This window comes from Ensifer sp. D2-11, from assembly GCF_054161295.1.
Genome location: NZ_CP096434.1, coordinates 1417840 through 1436780 on the forward strand (window position 1 = coordinate 1417840; position 18941 = coordinate 1436780).

At 62.8% G+C, this 18941-nt stretch carries 17 protein-coding genes; 10 read left to right on the forward strand and 7 right to left on the reverse strand.

The annotated features are described in order from the left end of the window. Positions 1-46 precede the first annotated feature (46 nt). Positions 47-1339 (reverse strand): sn-glycerol-3-phosphate ABC transporter substrate-binding protein UgpB, encoded by a 1293-nt coding sequence (gene ugpB, locus M1D34_RS23740; RefSeq protein ID WP_498782562.1) that lies wholly within the window; start codon positions 1337-1339, stop codon positions 47-49. A gap of 370 nt (positions 1340-1709) precedes the next feature. Between ugpB and M1D34_RS23745 the strand changes: the two genes are divergently transcribed. Further along, positions 1710-2999 (forward strand): SDR family oxidoreductase, encoded by a 1290-nt coding sequence (locus tag M1D34_RS23745; protein ID WP_498782564.1) that lies wholly within the window; start codon positions 1710-1712, stop codon positions 2997-2999. Then, positions 2999-3472: a DUF2269 family protein gene (locus M1D34_RS23750; RefSeq protein ID WP_498782566.1), complete on the forward strand. Its 474-nt coding sequence runs from the start codon at positions 2999-3001 to the stop codon at positions 3470-3472. Before M1D34_RS23745 ends, M1D34_RS23750 begins: the two co-directional genes overlap by 1 nt. Before the next feature lie 14 nt (positions 3473-3486). On the opposite strand, the gene M1D34_RS23755 is transcribed toward M1D34_RS23750, so the two are convergent. After that, positions 3487-4563, reverse strand: coding sequence for an ABC transporter ATP-binding protein (locus M1D34_RS23755; protein WP_498782568.1), 1077 nt, complete (start codon positions 4561-4563; stop codon positions 3487-3489). Positions 4564-4663: 100 nt separating this feature from the next. Between M1D34_RS23755 and M1D34_RS23760 the strand changes: the two genes are divergently transcribed. The 7 genes from M1D34_RS23760 to M1D34_RS23790 all read left to right on the forward strand — a co-directional run bounded on the left by M1D34_RS23760 (position 4664) and on the right by M1D34_RS23790 (position 11307). Next, on the forward strand, positions 4664-5350 hold the full coding sequence (locus tag M1D34_RS23760; RefSeq protein WP_498782570.1) for a GntR family transcriptional regulator: 687 nt from the start codon (positions 4664-4666) through the stop codon (positions 5348-5350). Further along, positions 5347-6324 (forward strand): alpha/beta hydrolase, encoded by a 978-nt coding sequence (locus M1D34_RS23765; RefSeq protein WP_498782572.1) that lies wholly within the window; start codon positions 5347-5349, stop codon positions 6322-6324. Before M1D34_RS23760 ends, M1D34_RS23765 begins: the two co-directional genes overlap by 4 nt. Before the next feature lie 24 nt (positions 6325-6348). Beyond that, positions 6349-7548, forward strand: coding sequence for an ABC transporter substrate-binding protein (locus M1D34_RS23770; protein ID WP_498782574.1), 1200 nt, complete (start codon positions 6349-6351; stop codon positions 7546-7548). 109 nt (positions 7549-7657) lie between these two features. Continuing rightward, positions 7658-8581, forward strand: coding sequence for a carbohydrate ABC transporter permease (locus M1D34_RS23775; protein WP_498782576.1), 924 nt, complete (start codon positions 7658-7660; stop codon positions 8579-8581). Next, positions 8578-9411: a carbohydrate ABC transporter permease gene (locus M1D34_RS23780; protein WP_498782578.1), complete on the forward strand. Its 834-nt coding sequence runs from the start codon at positions 8578-8580 to the stop codon at positions 9409-9411. Before M1D34_RS23775 ends, M1D34_RS23780 begins: the two co-directional genes overlap by 4 nt. Before the next feature lie 22 nt (positions 9412-9433). After that, positions 9434-10315, forward strand: a complete 882-nt coding sequence (locus tag M1D34_RS23785) for a sugar phosphate isomerase/epimerase family protein (RefSeq protein WP_498782580.1) — start codon at positions 9434-9436, stop codon at positions 10313-10315. After that, on the forward strand, positions 10312-11307 hold the full coding sequence (locus M1D34_RS23790) for a Gfo/Idh/MocA family protein (RefSeq protein ID WP_498782582.1): 996 nt from the start codon (positions 10312-10314) through the stop codon (positions 11305-11307). Before M1D34_RS23785 ends, M1D34_RS23790 begins: the two co-directional genes overlap by 4 nt. Before the next feature lie 60 nt (positions 11308-11367). Here M1D34_RS23790 and M1D34_RS23795 read toward each other — a convergent pair whose 3' ends face one another. The 5 genes from M1D34_RS23795 to M1D34_RS23815 all read right to left on the reverse strand — a co-directional run bounded on the left by M1D34_RS23795 (position 11368) and on the right by M1D34_RS23815 (position 18042). Continuing rightward, complete coding sequence (locus M1D34_RS23795; RefSeq protein WP_498784369.1) at positions 11368-12306, reverse strand: choline ABC transporter substrate-binding protein; 939 nt, start codon at positions 12304-12306, stop codon at positions 11368-11370. 68 nt (positions 12307-12374) lie between these two features. Beyond that, on the reverse strand, positions 12375-13205 hold the full coding sequence (locus tag M1D34_RS23800) for an SDR family NAD(P)-dependent oxidoreductase (RefSeq protein ID WP_498782584.1): 831 nt from the start codon (positions 13203-13205) through the stop codon (positions 12375-12377). Then, positions 13202-13699, reverse strand: coding sequence for an acetone carboxylase subunit gamma (locus M1D34_RS23805; protein ID WP_498782586.1), 498 nt, complete (start codon positions 13697-13699; stop codon positions 13202-13204). The genes M1D34_RS23800 and M1D34_RS23805 overlap by 4 nt, the downstream gene beginning before the upstream one ends. 3 nt (positions 13700-13702) lie before the next feature. Further along, entirely contained in the window at positions 13703-15895 is a 2193-nt protein-coding gene (locus tag M1D34_RS23810) for a hydantoinase B/oxoprolinase family protein (protein WP_498782588.1), read from the reverse strand. A 17-nt stretch (positions 15896-15912) separates the two neighbouring features. Beyond that, entirely contained in the window at positions 15913-18042 is a 2130-nt protein-coding gene (locus M1D34_RS23815) for a hydantoinase/oxoprolinase family protein (RefSeq protein ID WP_498782590.1), read from the reverse strand. Between the two features lie 111 nt (positions 18043-18153). Between M1D34_RS23815 and M1D34_RS23820 the strand changes: the two genes are divergently transcribed. Further along, on the forward strand, positions 18154-18930 hold the full coding sequence (locus tag M1D34_RS23820) for a helix-turn-helix transcriptional regulator (RefSeq protein WP_498784371.1): 777 nt from the start codon (positions 18154-18156) through the stop codon (positions 18928-18930). Positions 18931-18941 lie beyond the last annotated feature (11 nt).

Sequence of the window (18941 nt, forward strand, 5' to 3'; positions counted from 1 at the left end):
GCAGAAAGCCCGGCGCCATCGGAGACGGCGCCGGGCACTGCTTCGATCAATTGCTGATTGCTGCTGCGATTGCGGCGTCGCCGCGTTCGACCGCCTTGTCGAGCGCCGCCTTGGCATCCTGTTGCCCCGACAGCATCGCTTCGAACTCCTCGTTGAGGATGTCCCGGACCTGGGGCAGGTTGATCAGCCGGACGCCCTTGGAGTTTTCGGTCGGCGCCTTGCCCATCATCTGCAGGAGCGGCGTTTCGCGCCCGGGGTTCTTCTCGTAGAAGCCAGATTTCTTGGTTTCCTCGTAAGCGGCCATCGTGACCGGCATATAGCCCGAGACCTGGTGCAGCTTGGCCTGAATCTCAGTCTGAGAAAGGAAGCTGAAGAACTCCGCTACGCCCTTGTATTCCTCGTCCGACTTGCCGGCGAATACCCAGAGGCTCGCTCCGCCGGGGATCGTGTTCTGCGGCCCGTGGCCCTCGTAATAGGGCAGCTGGCCGATACCGTAGTTCACGCCGCTCTTGGCGATGTCGCCGAGACCGCCCGAAGATTCGGTCAGGATGGCACATTCGCCTGAGGTGAAGAGCTGCTTTGCCTCCGAGGTGCGACCGCCATAGCGGAAGACGCCGTCCTTGGCGAGATCCGCAATCGCCTGGAAATGCTCAACATAGAGCGGTGCGTTGATCTGCAGCTTCACGTCAGTGCCGCCGAGGCCGTTTTCGTTGGTCCCGTAGGGCACGTTGTTCCAGGCGGCGAAGTTCTCCGTCTGGATCCACGTCAACCAGGTCGACGTCATTCCACAAGGCGCCGCACCACTCGTCTTGATCTTCTTCGCCGCTTCGAAGACTTCCGGCCAGGTCTTCGGCGGGTTGTCGACGTTCAAGCCTGCCTTCTGAAAAGCGTCCTTGTTGTAGTAAAGGATGGGCGAGGAAGAGTTGTACGGAAAGGACAGCATCGTTCCGTCCGGCTTCGAATAATAGGCGACGATCCCGGGCAGATATTGCGACTTGTCGAAGGTGAAGCCGCCCTTCTGGAGGATCTCCGCTGCCGGCACGATCGCGCCCTCGGCGGCCATCATCGTGCCGCTGCCGGCATCGAACACCTGAATGATCGCCGGCGGCTGCTTCGACCGGAAAGCCGCGATCCCGGCATTCAGCGTCTCGGGATAGGTGCCCTTGAACACAGGCACCACCTTGTAGGTGCTCTGACTCTCGTTGAACTCCTTGGTGAGTTCCTCGATCATTTCGTTATTGGCACCCGTCATTGCGTGCCACCACTGCAGTTCAGTGGCGGCCTGCGCCTGAAAAGCGAAGCCGAATGCAATCGTCGTGGAAATGGAAATCAACCGCATAAAATTCTCCTCCCTTGTACTCAACCACACCCGAGACGTTCGCCGACACTCCCGATGTCAGGCGAACGACTCGTCTTCCTCTCCACTGCGTCCTTCCTTGAATCCCGATTGATTCGAAGACAAAAACGTGCAGCAAATCAAAGTGCTATAGCCACCTTTTCGCATCCAGCACCGCCCCGATCCAAATAGAGTAGGGCTGGCGATTGTCGAGAGCCTTCGCGGAGAGGGTCTTAAGACTCTTCCAGCGGGAGAGTGCCGCATAAAAATCGGAGGTCAAGTCAAAAGGAACATCTTCCTTGCCGCAGTTGTTTTGGCGTCGGACGGAGGGCGAGTGCGAATAGCGGCTCGTCCGGAAAGATTGTGAGGACGAATGACGAGAGTACTTGTGGTCGGCGCCTCCGGCCTGATCGGCGCCGCCGTGTGCGCGGGGCTCCAGGGCCGTGGAAGCGAGATCGTCCGCGTGGTCCGGCCCGGCTCGGCACCAAGCTCCCACACGGCCGGCAAGGCCCTGGAACTCGACCTTCGGTCCGCCGGCTCTCAAGACTGGCTGCCGCATCTCTCAGGCATCGATGCCGTGGTAAACTGCGCGGGAACGCTCCAGGACGGTCCGGGGGAGGACACGACGGCAGTCCATGCCCGCGGTCCCGCCGCCCTCTTCAAAGCCTGCGAGCAGGCGGGCGTGCGCCGGGTCATCCACTTCTCGGCAATGGGAGTCGACAGGGCCCAGCCCTCGCCCTTTTCGCGTACCAAGCTTCAGGGCGACGAAGCGCTGATGGCATGCGATCTCGACTGGGTCATCCTGCGCCCCTCCGTCGTGCTCGGCCCTGGAGCCTACGGCGCCAGTGCTCTCTTCAGGGGCCTCGCCGCATTGCCCTGGCTGCCGGTCATGCCGAATACCGGATTGCTTCAGGTCGTGCGCCTCGAGGACGTGGTGCGGACGGTCGAGATATTCGTCGACCCGAATGCTCCTTCGCGGCTCACCCTCGAGGTTGCGGGGCCCGAGGCCCTGTCGTTCAAGGACGTGGTGGGCACCTACAGGCGTTGGTTCGGATGGCCCGCTGCTCGCGTCGTGAACATGCCAACCCAGCTTGCGAATCTCACCTACAAGCTCAGTGACATCGCCGGGGCGCTGGGCTGGCGACCGCCGACCCGCAGCACCGCGCAGAAAGAGATCGTGCGCGGCGCTGTCGGCGACGTCCGGGCATGGGTCGAGAAAACCGGGATAGAACCGGTGGCGCTCGCAGACGCGCTGGCGAGAACGCCGGTTTCCGTCCAGGAGCGCTGGTTCGCCAAGCTCTATCTGCTCAAACCCGTCATCTTCGTCGTCCTCTCGCTCTTCTGGATCACGACGGGCGTCATCTCGCTCACATCGGGATATGAAATCGGCGTTGATCTGATGGAACGGGGAGGCGCCGGCGTTCTTGCGGGGCCGAGCGTCATCGCCGGAGCCCTCGCCGATATCCTGATCGGCATGGCAATTGCGTTTCGCCGCACCAGCCGCATCGGCCTTTATGGCGCGGTCGGCCTCTCGCTTTTCTATGCGATCGCCGGAACGGCCCTGCTCCCGGAATTGTGGAACGAGCCGCTTGGACCGCTTCTGAAGATCTGGCCCATCCTGGTGCTGCATCTCGCTGCCCTTGCAATCCTGGAGGAGCGTTGATGCTGTACTTCGTTCTCAAGTTCCTGCACATCATCGGCGCCTCCGTCCTCCTCGGCACAGGTGCCGGGATCGCATTCTTCATGCTTCTGGCGCATCGGACCGGCCGCACGGAAACGGTCGCGGCCGTCGCCCGCATCGTCGTCATCGCCGATTTTCTTTTCACCGCCACCGCCGTGGTGTTGCAGCCCGTCACGGGTATCGCCCTTGCCTGGAACGTCGGCTATTCGCTCACGGAAGGATGGATCCTGCTTTCGCTTCTCCTCTACGTGGTCACAGGTGCATTCTGGCTGCCGGTCGTGTGGATGCAGATGGAAATGCGCCGGCTCGCCGAAACGGCAAGCATGGCCGGCGAGCCGCTGCCGAAGCGCTATCATCAACTCTTCCGCCTATGGTTCGCCTTCGGCTTCCCGGCCTTCGGCGCCGTCCTCGCAATCTTCTGGCTCATGATCACGCGGCCGGCGCTCGAATGGTGAGCGCGCCGGGCAGGTCAGTTCAGCCGGCGGCCCGATCCGGCATCGAAGAGGTGAAAGGCTTCGGGGTTTCCGCGCAAGTGAAGCCGCTCACCCACCCGGATTACGGCATCGCGCGGGAATTCGACCGTCAACATCTGTCCCTCACCGATTTCGACATAGCCGTAGGTCTGGCTGCCCAGCCGTTCGGCAACCGCCAGCTCGCCGGTGAACCAGGCCTCATCCGCCCGGCAGGGTGACAGGTCCTGCGGTCTGATGCCGAGAATTCCGGGCCCGCCCGACGACAGGTCGACGTCCGAAACGGCCAACGCGCGGCCGCGATGGCGAATCGTGCATCGCCCGCTACGCGCATCGAGCAGATCCACGGGCATGGTGTTCATGGTCGGACTGCCAATGAAGCGCGCAACGAAGAGGCTTTCGGGACGATGGTAGAGATCGAGCGGCGGACCTATCTGCTCGACGACGCCCGCGTTCAGCACCACGATCCGGTCGGCAAGCGTCATCGCCTCCACCTGATCATGGGTGACGTAGACGGTCGTCGCCTTCATCCGGTTGTGCAGCTTCGCGATTTCCAAACGCATCTCCACGCGCAAGGCGGCATCGAGGTTTGAAAGCGGTTCGTCAAACAGAAAGGCGGATGGTTCGCGCACGATCGCACGTCCCATAGCGACGCGCTGGCGCTGGCCGCCTGAGAGCTGAGCCGGACGGCGGTCGAGAAAGGGCTGGATCTTGAGGATCTCGGCGGCATGCGAAACGCGTCGGCCGATCGTTGTCTCGCTCGCGCCCCGCATCTTCAAGCCGAAGGCCATGTTCTCTCGCACGCTCATGTGCGGATAAAGCGCGTAGTCCTGGAATACCATTGCAATGTCGCGGGCGGAGGGCGGCAGCGCGTTGACGATCTTGCCGCCGATGTCGAGCGCGCCGCCGGAGATTTCCTCCAGACCCGCGATCATGCGCAATAGGGTTGATTTGCCGCATCCGGAAGGGCCGACGAGCACCAGGAATTCGCCGCTCGCAATTTCGATGTCGATGTCATGGATGACCTGCAGAGAGCCATAGGACTTCCGGATCTGCCTCAATGCGATTGCGGTCACGAAATCTCCTCCGTCAGCCCGATCGGGCCTTGACCTCCATTATCGATATCAATATCAATAATCATCGGAATAGCGATTGGCAACTCCGCAGGCCGCAACGATGACTTATTTCCCCGCAGCACCGAATGGCCGAAACGCCGGCAAGCCTGCGAAGTCGACGGCAGCCTTCAATGCGCTGAAACGTGACATCATGCTTGGCACGTTACCGGCCGGAACGGCGCTGACGGAACTGGAGCTGGCCGCCCATTTTTCCTGCAGCCAGGGCACGGTGCGCGAAGCGCTGCTCCAATTGCAGGAAGAGGGGCTTGTGCGCCGTCAGGGCCATCGCGGCACACAGGTCTCCGAATGCACGGAGGCAGAGGCTGTCGAGATGTTCCGGGTGCGGCAACAGATTGAATGCAACGGCATTGTGCGGGTGCTGCAGGCCCCGAGCCGCAACCTCGTGCCGGACCTCAAGGCCCTGCTCGACGAAATGACGGAAGCGGCAAGGTCCGGCGACGAGCTTCAGCTCGCCGCCTTCGACCGGGACTTTCACCGCCGCATCTTCCAGGACGCGCGTCTGCCGGCTCTGGATCCGATCCTGCACCGCTGCCTCGTCCATAACCATCGCTTCAAGATCTCGCGCAGCACGACACCGCGCGATCTCATCGCGACGGCGCAACGCCACGGCGCAATCCTCGATGCAATCGAAAGCGGCGATGCCGCCAGGACAAGCGTTGCCCTCAGCCATCACATCGCAACGATCGTCGACCTGGGACCGGACGTCTTTCCGGATGGCGCCCAATGAGCGGCGCGGCAAACATGTCGCGGCTCTCGCCCGAAATGGCAGCGCTGCTCGCCCGTGTCGCGGCGGAAACGGGGACTCAGATCGATCCGACCCTGATGCCGGCGGCCGAAGGACGGCTTTTGTCCGAAGAGGGTAACCGCCGCTGGAATCGTCAACAGCCTGTGATGGCACGCGTCGCGCAGACGTGGATCGATCCGGTCGCCGAACTTGGTTCGGACAGGGTGCGCATCAAGGTGCTGGTGCCCGATCGTCCTGCGCCCGGTGCGGTCGTCTTCGTCCATGGCGGTGGTTTCGCCTTCTGCAGCCCGGAAACGCATGAGCGTTGCGCAAGGATGCTGGCACGGGAATCCGGTTTGCCGGTTCTGCTCCCGGACTATCGGCTCTCGCCGGAAAATCCATATCCGGCCGGGCTCAGGGACGTAATCTCGACGATCCGGCAATCCCGCCTCGTCACCGGGGCGCTCGGTCTCGTAGCCGGTCCTCTAATCCTTGCGGGCGATTCCGCCGGCGCCAATCTTGCGCTCGCGGCGATAATGCATGAACAGGCGGCCGGCTTTCCGCCGGTCGCAGGCGGGCTGCTTTTCTACGGCACCTACGCGGGCGACTTCGAGACCGCTTCATACAAAGAATTCGAAAACGGACCGGGCCTGACCGCGGGCAAGATGCAGCGCTACTGGCGCTGGTATGTGGGCGATCGCGATGTATCCGCCGACCCTTTGGCCTGTCCTCTGCTGGCCACGGACGACGCGCTCGCCGCCCTTCCCCCGCTTCACCTGATGGCGGCCGGGGTCGACCCGCTGTTATCGGACACCCTCGCCCTCGAGCGACGCCTTCGCGCGCTTGGTCGCAGCGAGACGGCGACGATCGTACCGGGCGTCACGCATGGTTTCCTGCAGAACACGCTCGAACTTGCCGCCGCGCGGGATGCGCTGGCCGCGGCGGGACGAGCGGCGGCTCGAATGGCAACTACCTGAGTTCGATTTTCAGAGGAGGAGACAATGAAAATCTGGAGGACTTTCACCATCGGCGCCGCGCTTGCGGCCTCGCTCGCCGCGAATGCCGCATCGGCGGAGACCGTGCGCTTCTGGTACCACTTCGACAACCCGGAAAACCCCATGGACGACCTGGTCGCCAAGTTTGAGGCCGCCAATCCCGGCATCGACATCGAGGCGGAAAACGTTCCGTGGAACAGCTACTACGACAATCTCTATACCGCGCTCGTCGGTGGCAGCGCTCCGGATGCGGCCATGGTCAAGCTCTTCGCCCAGCCGCGGCTGATCGAAATGGGTGCGCTCGAACCCCTCGGCGAGCGTATTGACGCCTGGTCCGGCAAAGCGGACCTGCTCGATAATCTTCTCGACCTGAACAAAGGTCCCGACGGCGAGCAATACTACCTTCCCGTCCAGTATGTGGTGCTCTACCTCTATTATCGCGCCGATCTTTTCGAGCAGGCCGGCCTGAAGCCGCCAACGACCTGCGGCGAGTTCCGCGATGCCGCGATCAAGCTGACCAAGGCGCCGGACACCTACGGCTTCGGTCTCCGCGGCGGCAAGGGCGGCTGGGATCAGTGGGGCGCCTTCGTGCTGTCGCAAGGCGCCAAGCTCGAGCCCGGCGGCCTCACCACGCCGCAGGCCGTGGCCGCAAACCAGTGGCTCATCGACCTCTTCCAGAAGGACAAGGCGATCCCGCCGTCGGCTCCGAACGACGGATTCCAGGAAATCACCGGCGCCTTCAAGAAGGGCACAACGGCGATGACCATCCATCACATCGGCTCGTCGAACGACATGGTGAAAGCTCTCGGCGACAAGGTCTCGGCCGTGCCAGTACCGGAATGCGGCGGCGGCCGCTGGACGTCCTACGGAGACGAGTCGCTGGCGGTCTTCTCTTCGTCGGAGGTCAAGGACGCAGCCTGGAAATGGATCTCGTTCCTCGCGGAAGCCGAAAACAACGTCGAGTTCAACAAGGCGACGGGCCAGTTGACCGTGACCAAGAGCGGCTCGGAGAACTGGAACCTGCATGAGCGCCGCTTCGTCGATGCCACCGTACAGTCGCTGCCCTTCGCGCAGGTCCTGCCCCAGAACACGGCGACATCCGAGTTCGTCAACACCGCCTGGCAGACCGCAATGCAGCAGGCCCTGACGGGCCAGATCACCTCCGAGCAGATGATGCAGCAGCTCGAGGCTCTCTTCGCGCAATGACGTTCGGGGACTGGCCGGAATGCCGGCCGGTCCGACCTCCGGATCCCGTCTGGCCCGAACCGCACAAGGGACCAGTTTCGAGAGCCTTCACCGGCTGGAAAACGACGATATGACCGTGACAACCGCCCGCCATCCCGCCGATATCGCCATTCCCACGCCCTGGAGCGTGCGGCTCATGCCGTACATGCTGCTGGCGCCCGCGGTGCTCGTGACGGTCTTCATAGTCTTCTTTCCGATGCTGCAGGCGGTCATCACCAGCTTCTACGACCTGATCTTGTGGAAGCCGAATGCCAGCCGTTTCGTCGGCTTCGGAAACTACGCGAAACTGTTTGCCGATCCCGTCTTCTGGACGGCTCTTGGCAATACGACGGTCTGGATCGGGCTCACCGTGCCGCTGCAGATGGGGCTCGGCCTCGTGACCGCCCTGCTCCTCAACCGTGAATTTCCATGGCGCGGGCTGGCACGCGCGCTGATCATCATCCCGTGGGCGCTCCCGAGCGTCGTGATCGCCCTCATGTGGCGTTGGATCTACGACCCCAACACCGGCGTTCTGAACGACATCCTGATCCACCTCTCCGTCGTAAGATCCGCGGTACCCTGGCTTGCCGACCCCGACCTCGCGCTCTACGCGATCATCGCGACCCTTACCTGGCAGGGCTTTCCCTTCTTCGCCGTGATGATCCTTGCCGGCCTTCAGGGCATTCCGAAGAGCCACTATGAGGCCGCCGACATCGACGGCGCGACGCCATGGCGCAAATTCGTCCACATCACCCTCCCGGGCATCGCACCGGTCCTGGCGACGGCGGGATTGCTCCGCGTCATCTGGGTTGCCAATTCGATGGACGTGATCTTCGTCATGACCGGAGGCGGGCCGGGCTATGCCACCCACACGTTGCCGCTCTATGCCTTCGTCCGCGCCCGGCAGAACCTCGACTTCGGCTATGGCACCGCGATCGCGGTGACCTTCACCGTCCTGCTCGGAGCGGTCGTCGCCCTCTATCTGATCCGCACGATGCGCGAGGTGGAACGATGAACAGGCCGAGTACCACACGCCGCATCCTGACCACCGACCTGCCGGTGCTCCTGATCGTGCTCTTCGCGATGGCCCCTTTCGCCTGGATGGTCCTGACCTCGCTCACGCCCACCGCGACGCTCAACGCAACAGGCGTTTCGGTCTCGCCCGCCGGCTGGAGCCTCGACAATTATTTCCGGCTTCTGCGCCAGACGTCCTTTCTCGACAACATGACGGACAGTCTGATTATTGCCTGCGGCACGGTCGCGCTCGGACTGGCGGTCGCCGTGACGGCCGCCTATGCCTTCTCGCGCTTCCGCTTCGCGGGGCGCAAGCTCTTGATGCTGCAGTTCCTGCTGATCAACATGTTCCCCGTCGTGCTGCTCATTCTGCCGCTCTTCATCCTGATGCGGAAGGTCGGCATCCTCGACACGCATTTCGGCCTGGTTCTCGCCAATGCGACGGTAGCCATTCCCTTCGCCGTCTGGATGCTGACGAGCTACATCGGCGCGATCCCGAAGAGTCTCGACGAGGCGGCGATGATTGACGGGTGCTCGCGGCTGGCGGCGCTCCGCCGCGTCGTTCTGCCGCTGACGATGCCCGGCATCATTTCGACCGGCATATACATCTTCATCACCGCCTGGAACGAATATCTCTATGCCTTGACGCTCGGCGGCCGGAATGTTCGACCCGTCACCGTCGCCATCCAGACGCTGATCGGCGAATACCAGATCGAATGGGGCCTTCTCGCCGCCGGCGCGGTCGTGGGCGCCATGCCGGCAACGATCCTCTTCCTTCTCGTTCAGCGCCGCCTGGTCGGCGGGCTTACTCAGGGCGCGGTGAAGGGGTGAAGCTCATGAAGAGGACAGCCAAATGAACCCCGTCGGGTTGATCTCCATGCAATATGCCCGGCCGTTCACGGCCGAACACTTTCCGCTTTTTCGCGAGATGCGCAGCCTCGGTTACGATTTCGTCGAGTTGCTGGTCCCCGAACCGGGCGAACTCGATCTCGCGGAGACCCGCAACGCGCTCGATGCAGCCGGGCTCTCCGTCGTGCTCGCCGCCCGCGTGAACCTCCAGCGCAACCTCTGCTCCGATGACCCCGCAGCCCGCCGCGCCGGCATCGATTACCTGAAATATGCCGCCGACTGCGCCGCTGCGCTCGGCGCTCGGATCGTCGGCGGTCCGCTGACGGGAAACCCACTCGTTTTCGCCGGACGGGCGCCGCAGCCGGTCACGGAGGAGGATCGCCTCGCCCGCAAGGCCCGCGCGGTCGCCGGGCTGAAGGAGGCCGGCGACCGCGCGGCGAGCCTCGGCGTTATGCTTGCGGTCGAGCCGCTCAACCGCTTCGAGAGCGACGTGCTTTGCACGACCAAACAGGCGATCGAACTCCTCGATGCGGTCGACCACCCGGCGGTGCAGCTGATGCTCGACACCTTCCATATGCATATGGAGGAGGCTTCGATGGCCGAGGCGATCCGGCTCGGCGGCAGACGCGTCGTGCATTTCCAGGCGAACGAGAACCATCGCGGGTTTCCGGGAACCGGCGCCACCGACTGGGTCGGTGTCTTCAGGGCCCTGCACGAGATCGGCTATAAGGGGCCGGTATCGCTGGAGCCCTTCCGCCGCGACGACGATCGCTTCGGAGTGCCCCTGGCCCAGTGGCGGCCGCCGCATGAGGACGAAAGCGAACGCCTCAGAGCCAGCGCCGAATTCATCAAATCCCACATCCTGCTTACGGAATATCGTCGATGACACTCAAGATCGGTTGGATCGGGTGCGGTGTGCACGCCACCCAGATGCTGCTCCCGCAACTCGTGCGCCATGACGTCGAGCTCACAGCGCTTTGCGATATAGACGGCAAGCGCCTCGCCTCTGCCGGCCGGCAGTTCGGCGTGTCGCGGCTGACGAGCGATGCTGCCGAGCTGATATGCATGCCGGGCATCGACGCGGTCGGCATGGCCGTCGGCCCCGACCAGCACCTCGCCTTCGGCAAGGCGGCGCTTGCCCGCGGCCTTCCCGTCTTCATGGAAAAGCCGCCCTCGGGCAGTACCGCCGGCGCACGGGAGCTGCTTGCGGCCTCGGAGAAATCCGGCAAGCCGCTGCTCGTCGGCTTCATGAAGCGCTATTCGGCCGGCAACAAGGTCGCCGCGAACATTCTGCGCTCCGGCCGCTTCGGGGATATCTACGGCCTGACCGGCTACTACATGACCGCCCCCGGATATTTCGCCGGCAACGTGGACTATACCGGCTTCTTCCTGCACCACTGCGTGCATTATATGGATCTCGTATCGTTCTTGGTGTCCCCGGTCTCCGCGCTTTCGGCCCGCAAGGTGGAGAAGGAGCGCGGAAAGGTGTTGTTCCACGTGCATTTCGATTTCGAATGCGGCGCGATCGGCACGATCGCCATGGGAACTGCGCAATCGCGCGGGGCTCCGGTCGAACGCATCGAGATCATGGGCGATCATCAACGCATCGAAATCGACAACGTCATCGAAGTGCGCTGGTACCGGAATCCGCCCTTCAAGGTGGACGATCCGGCGGCTACGCTTTCCGATGCGGTCGACAGCCTAACCTGGAAGCCGAACTTCACGGCGGCCGCGAACGAGGACCCGAAAGGCTATCACTCGCTTCTCGCCGACGTCGTTCCCGCGCTTGAGGGAACAGCGACAGCAGCCCCCACCATCCGCGACGGCGTCACGGCCATGGAGCGATTGGAAGCACTGCGCCGCGAGCTCGCCCTTTAGGTCACAATGATTTCCAAGTCGGATCGACCTAATGCACATCCCCGCGCCCCGGGAGCCTGGCTAGCTTTTCAGAGCGCTGTCGACCGCTTTCGCCCCAGGCGCACCGTCGTATGTCGTCACCCCTTCAAGCCACGGAGCGACTGCATCCGGATGAGCCTTCAGCCAATCGGCTGCGGCTTCCTTCGGGTCTTTGCCGTCGTTCAATATCCCGTTCATGATCTCGTTTTCCATCTCCAGGGTGAAGCGCAGGTTCGCCACGAACCTCGCGACATTCGGGCATTCCTGCGCATAGCCCGCCCGGATGTTGGTATAGATATCGGCGCCGCCGTAATTCGGCCCGAAATAGGCGTCTGCGCCCGAGAGGTAATCGATCTGGTAGCGCGTGTTCATCGGATGCGGGGCCCATCCGAGAAAGACGATCCACTTGTCGTCCTTTGTCGCTCTTTCGACCTCGGCGAGCATGCCCTGCTCGGATGACTCGACGAGCTCCCAGCCGGTCAGCCCGAAGTCGCCCTTGTTGATCATGTCGAGGATCATGCGGTTGCCGTTGTTGCCGGGCTCGATCCCGTAGATCTTCCGGCCGAATTTCTCGGCAAACTTCTGAAGGTCGGAAATGTCCTTGACGCCTGCGTCGGCGACGTATTTCGGCACGGCGAACGTATATTTCGCGCCGGTGAGGTTCGGACCGATCACCTCGATCGACTTGTCCTCGAGGAACGGCTTGCGGTCAGCTTCCATGCTCGGCTGCCAATCCCCGAGATAGACGTCGATGTCCTTGTTCTTCATGCTCGCATAGGTGACGGGGATAGATAGGAGCTTGCTCTGCGGCTCGTAGCCGAGCGCTTCGAGAATGGTCGAGGCGACAGCGGTCGTCGACGTGATGTCGGTCCAGCCGACATCGGAGAAGCGGACGGTCTTGCAACTCTCCGGCTCAGCGGCAGTGGCGACGTCGATCGTCATGAGCAGTCCGGCGGTCATTGCAGTGATCTGTTTCAGCATTGTCATGTTCCCTCTTCTTAGGTTCTTTATGCACTGCGAAACTCACGTCAAAAGACCAGAAAGGCGGCTCACCAAAGTGCGCCGCCCGTGATCTGTATGTTCTCCATGGTGATGCCCCTTGCGCCCTCGCCGCAGAGGAAGGCGGCAAGGGCCGCTATCTCGTCGGGCTGGATGATGCGGTTCTGCGGGTTCTGGGCGGCGATATCCGACATCGCCTCCTCCATCGTCCGCCCCCTGCCCTCCCTTTCGAGGACCTGCTGAACGTTGCGGCGCATCAGTTCCGTTTCAACCCAGGTCGGGCTGATCATCACGCAGGTGACGCCATGCGGCGCCCCTTCGAGCGCCACGCAACGGGTGAGGCCGAGCAGCCCCGACTTCGAGGCGCAATAGGCCGGATTGTCCTTCCAGCCGACGGTGGCCGCCGTCGAGCCTATATTGATGATGCGGCCCCATTTGCGCCCGATCATCCCGGGCAGCAGCCGGCGCGTCATTCGGAATGCGCCGTTCAGATTGGTGTCGATGATCTTCAGCCATAGCTCGTCGGAATGGCCCGACACCGGCTGCTCGGCGGTCGTCCCTGCGGCATTGACGAGAATGTCGGCCGGGCCGCATGCGGCTTCCGCCGCCGTCACGAATTGCTCGATCGCCTCGCTGTCGCGAACATCCAGATGACCGGCGTACACAGCCGTGCCGGCAGCGGCAAGCCGCTCCCGGACCTCGACGATCTCCTGCGGATCGGGATAGGCCGCGGCATCGCCCTGCCGGCCGGCCGCCTCGCGGACGAACGATCCTACAGCGACATTGGCGCCCTCGGCGGCAAGCGCCTCCGCGATCGCCAGCCCCTGCCCCGTCAGCCCGCCGGTGATGACCGCACTGCGGCCCTTGAGCCTGCCCGTCATGACAGATCCTTCAGAGGCTTGCCGAGCCAGTCGCGATAGAAGCCTTCGAGGTCCGGTTCGAAATCATGCACGATCGGATAACCGGGTGCTGCCGCTTCGACTTCGTGCAGATGCGCACATTCGGGGCAGAAGAACTCGCGGATCTCCATCCATTTGGGATCCGGGATATCGCTGTTCGGGTAGATTTCCCGCAAGCTCTCCTCGGTGTCGCGCACGTTGATCACCGCTTTCAGCTTCCAGTTCCTGCGATAGTCGCCGAAGGAGTAGCCGCATTCGCAGCGGGTGACCCGGCCCTCGGCGCTGTCGCAGATGAAGAGCCGGTCGCCGACCGGCAGCAGGATCGGATCGCTCCAGGCAACGCGGTCCTGCAGCACAGCCAGATATTTGAAGAAGCGGTCGTCGTCCTTATAGGCGCTCATGATCCGCCGCGTCTGCGGCCAGGGGAGGGTGCCGTTGACGAGGTCGTTGATGACTTCCTTCGAATATTCGGTCATGGCTCAATTCTCCCCGGCGATGGCGAAATCGGAGGCAAGGCCCCAGAATTCCTTGAATTCCCTGGAAAAGCGCGGCGAGAGCTTCATCGCACTCCCGTACATTTTTGCGACCTCCGGTGCGAAGTCCGAAGCCTCCACACGCCGTTGCTCCCTGGCGATCCACTCCGATACCGGAATGGCTTGCTTCAGCCGCTTCTTGCGCAGTTCCGCCCGGCGGGCGACGGTCGCATCGATGTCGGCCTGCGGATAACCCTCGGCATCCTCCTTCAGGATGATGCCGAACACCTTCTCGGCGGCTTCGCGCGTCAGGAAGCCGTTTTCCACGTCCCATGCCGTCTTGATCGGGTCGCGTTCTAGCACGTCGCCGAAGCCGCCGCCGCCGTTATAGGCATGGCTGAAAATGTCGCCGGCCTTGTGGGGCCGGGTGATGTAGGGCCCCTCCTCCCAGACCTGTTCGCCTTTGTAGGTGCGCTCGAAATCCGAGACCAGTGGGTCGGTGCCCGGCGCATGTGCGAGCGGCTCCCGGCGTTCGGCGCGCTCGTGAATATCGGAGTTCCTGACCGCGTGATGTTTCTCGCAGGTCGGTGCCGGATAGCCGCCGCACAGGCCGCCATTGTCGAACACGCGCGAGGAATGCTCAGATGTCACGAGGCGTAGGTGATCGGTCTTGTTGATGAGCCAGGTCGAGATGAAGGCGCAGCCGCCGCGGTACTTTCCGGCGCCGCCGGAGTTCGGCACGATCGAGCGGCCGATATAGACCATCGGCATGTTCTGTTCCCAGATCTCGATATTGCCCATGTCCGATTCCGGGTTCCAGCCGACATAGGCAGTGTCGAGCCCGTCCTTGATCGCCAGCGCTCCGGAGCCCGCGGCCGCGCATTCGAAATGCGCCATGCCAAAGCCGGTGCCGTACTGGCTGGTGCCCCCCATCTCGATCATCGGAGAGTTCACCTGACCGACAAAGGCTTCCTCGACAAAGCCCCGCGCGATGAAACCGCGTGAGAGCAGCCGCTGGAAAACGCCGTAGGCCGGAAGCAGCAAGGCCCAGGAGGTGGCTGTCGCCGCCATCTCGTTGTCCGGGTTGGTCCAGGTGCCGTGCGGAATATTGATCTCGGTCGCCATCCAGGCGCCGTCATTGACGAGCCCCTCGAAATTCATGTGCTGGGTGAGTGTTACGAACATGCCGCCGTCCATGCCGGCCGGGGTGCAGTTCATCGAGTGATAGCCCCAGGGCTGCGTGCCGTCGAAGTCGAGCCTGATTTTGCCCTCGCTGGTGATCTCCATCTCGATCGGGATATTGTACAGCCAGTTCGGGTCGGCGAGCGGCTGAAATCCCGGCTTGCCTTCGGTCACGTGACCGTAGAAGGTGTGGCCGCGATAGATGCCGGGCACGGTCAACTGCCGTGTGCGGGCAAGCTGTGCTCTTCTTCCCTCCTCGATGAATTCCTTGGAAAGCCGCTGCCAATATTCGAGGCCGACCTCGTCGATGAGCTGCTTTACGCTCTCGCGCATGTCGATGCAGGCGGCGACCTTGGCTTTTTCGTCCAGCACCCAGTAGATCGGCATGCGCAGATTGCGCTCGCACCGGATTACGTAATCCCGGCGGATCTCGTCATTCTCGCCGATCTTTTCGGCACAGACGAAAAGCCCCTCGGTGAAGCGCTCCTGCGCAAGACACACATCGCCGCCGGGCGTGATTCCACCCGCCTCGAGCTCATGGCAGACGGCGCCCGCCCAGCCGACCAGCGTGCCCTCATGGAAGATCGGCACCACATCCATGACGTCGGGCACCTGGACTGTGCCTATGAAGGCGTCGTTGTTGGCGAAGATGTCGCCGTCGCGGATGCATGGATTCTGCTCGTAGCCGTTTCTGATCATCCATTTGATGAAGCGGCTCATCGTGTGCACATGCACCATGATGCCGTTCGAAAGCGCGATGGCGTCGCCTTCCGGCGTGTAGATCGCCACCACCATTTCGCCGACTTCCCGCACCCCCGGCGAGGCGGAGATGCGACGGGCCATTTCGCGAGCCGAGACGCAATAGGCGCGCAGCTTCGTGTGGAGGGTCTCGAATTTCAGCGGGTCCTGCCTGCGCAGCCGAAGTTCGGTGATGCCGTTATAGCAGCCGGTCTCCTCCATCAGCCGTTCGGATTCGAGCAGCCGCCGCTGCAGGGGATTTGCCGTTTTGTCCAGCATGTTTGTCATCCTTCAGCTCAGGCGTGGTTGTAGTGAAGCAACGTCCACTCATCGATAAAGACGCGATCGTTCGGATGCACCACCAGCGTCGTGGCCGGGTGTTCGATGATTGCGGGGCCGATCACCTCGTGGCCGGGTTCAAGCAGGTCCATCTCGTAGAGATTGGCCCTGTGCCAGCGGCCGCCGATATAGGCTTCGCGCACGCCCTTGTGGGCGGATTGCGGATCGGCGGTCCCGAGAGGCCGCCTGACAAGTACCGGCTTGATCTTTTCGGCGGTGGCGATGACGCCGAGTTCCATCAGGGAGAAGCCCGCCTCACCGTATTTCGAGACACGGTGGTTGGCCTTGGCATAGACCTCCTCGAACTGCGCCAGCACCACGCGCATGTCATCGGGACCGTTGATGGACGACAGCGGCGCAATGACTTCGACGTCCTCCAGTTGGCCGGTGTAACGGGCCATGAAGAAGGGGACGGTCCTGATCTTCTCCCGCGCATGACCGTCGGTCAGCATCTCGTCGACGGCGGCCTTTTCGAGGTCTTGCCACACCCGGGTGACCTGCGCGCCGGCTGCAGCGAGCCTGTCGTCGGAGGCGCGGGCGCCGATATCGATCTGGGTCGACACCGAATGCCGGCGCATATAGTCGGCCGTCGTACAGCCGAAGGCGGAGAAAGCGGCCGCGAACTGGAACGTGATGATGTCCTTGAACCCGATCCCCCTCGAGCAGCCGGCAAGATGCAGCGGGCCCGAGCCGCCGTAGGAAAGAAGCGTGAACTCGGAAGGATGGATGCCCTGGCCCGAGATAACGCGTCGCAGCGCGTTATTGGCGTCCTGCTCCAGCATGTCGATCATGCCTTCAGCCGCTTCCTCTACACCAACGCCAAGCACGTCCGCGCATTTTTCCTTGAAGGCCGCGCGTGCTTTCTCGACCTCGAGCACCACCTTGCCCCCGAGGAAGTAATACGGGTTCAACCGGCCGAGGATCGCATCGCAATCTGCGATGGTCGGCTCCCTGCCGCCCTTCGCAAAGCAGATCGGACCGGGGTCTGCGCCGGCGCTTTCAGGCCCGAGCGATACCTTCCTGGTCAATGGGTCGACCTTGAGGATCATGCCGGCGCCCGCCCCGATCGTGTCGAGATGAAGCGTCGGCACATTGAGCTTGAAGCGGTCCATCAACGGCTCGTTCTCGATGCGGGTCTGGCCGCGCGAGATGACGCCCATGTCGAAGGAGGTTCCCCCCATGTCCGAGCATATCAGCGAATCATTGCCGATGAGCTTGCCGACATAGGCCGCTCCGAGAATGCCGCCGATCGGCCCGGAAATCATCGTCTCGTGGAGGCGCGGATGGTTGATCGACGTCAACCCTCCGAAAGAGAGCAGCGTCTGCACGCCGTATTTGAAGCCGTATTTGTGCGTGGCCTCCTCGATACCCCTGAGCTGCATGCGCCCGCGCGATGTCGCATAGGCTTCGATCAGCACCGAGTTCAGCCGCGACTGTTCCCGGATCACCGGGCGCACCTCGTGGCTGGTATAGACTATGATCCCGACTCCGGCGGCGGCAACCTCCTCGCGGCAGATCTCGGCGATGCGCTTTTCATGTACCGGATTGACGTGGCTGAAGATTGTCATGATGCAGATCGCGTCGACCTTGTCGCGGATCAGCGCACGGGCCGCGGCGGTTACCTCGTGCTCGTAGAGCGGCAGCACGATGTCGCCGAAATGGTCGATGCGTTCGGTAACGCCATGGGTGCGGCGGCGCGGCACCAGCGGATCGGGGTGGGCGTGAGTGACCGCATGGAGCCGGTCGGCATAGGAATAGTCGGCCCAGGCCTGCAGACCGCGGCCCATCAGCACCATGTCCTCCATGCCTTTGGTGGTGATCAGACCAAGCTTGCGGCCGGTCCGCGAGAGCAAGGTGTTGAGCATGCCGGTGCCGGAATAGAGCACCACGTCGAGACCGGAAAAAAGACTGTCGAGGGAGATACCCCAGGCGTCCGCGGCATCGGCAGCGGACGAAATGAAGCCTTCGGCCTCGTTTTTCGGCGTGGTCGCGGCTTTGCCGATCTTGAAGTGCCCGTTTTGATCGACAAGGATGGTGTCGGTCATCGTGCCGCCCGCGTCGATGCCGATCACGATTGGGTTTTCCAAGGTCTTACCTCCATGGCTTTCCTGATGGAGGAAGCGTAGGTGGGAATTTTCGGCCAGGAAATGTGCCAAAAGGCACAATGACCGGCGGGGGGAACAGTGCTAGACGAACTTATGAGCGGCGATGGGTTCTGGAAGATCTTGGCGCAAGCGATCAGCGCCACCGGCACCGACAGGCATGTCGACCGGCTGATCGACATGATCGGAGCCGTGGTGCCGCAGAACCTGATCACGGTCACCCGTTATTCCGCCACCCGCAAGCCCGAATTCGTCAAGCACCGCGGTTACTCCGACGAGATGGCTCGTTATCTCGATACCTATTATGTATTCGATCCGTTCTATGCCTATTGGCGCCTGAACAGGCGCGCAGGGATCGTGCCTCTCAAGAGCCTGGCGGACGACGCTCCCAAGCGCGGCCGCTACATAGCGGAGTTCCTGGCGCAATCTGAAATCTGCGACGAGGTCGGCATCCTGCTGGAAGACGGAGACGATTGGTGCCTAGGCATTTTTCTCGACCGCTCCACATCGATGTTCAGCGATGGCGAGGTCGCGGCTCTGCGCAGTCGTTTTCCGGTTTTCGAAGCACTGCACGCAACCGATACCCACACGCGCGACCCCAATCTGAGGCGAACCAGCACACCCGAAGCCATGGGGGAAGCGCCGGTGAGTGCCGTCCAGGCCTCGCTGATCCTGTGGCCGGACCTGACGGCACGGGAGCGGGAACTCGTCGCCCTCATTTTGCAGGGACATCCTAACGCGACCATCGCGTCCAGGCTCGGGATCGCCCCGGGCACGGTCAAGAACCACCGGGCGCGCATCTATGAAAAGCTCGACATCACGACGGAGCGCGAACTCTTCCTGCAGGTCTTCCAGCAATACCGGCTGTCGTGAGGACCTGCCGC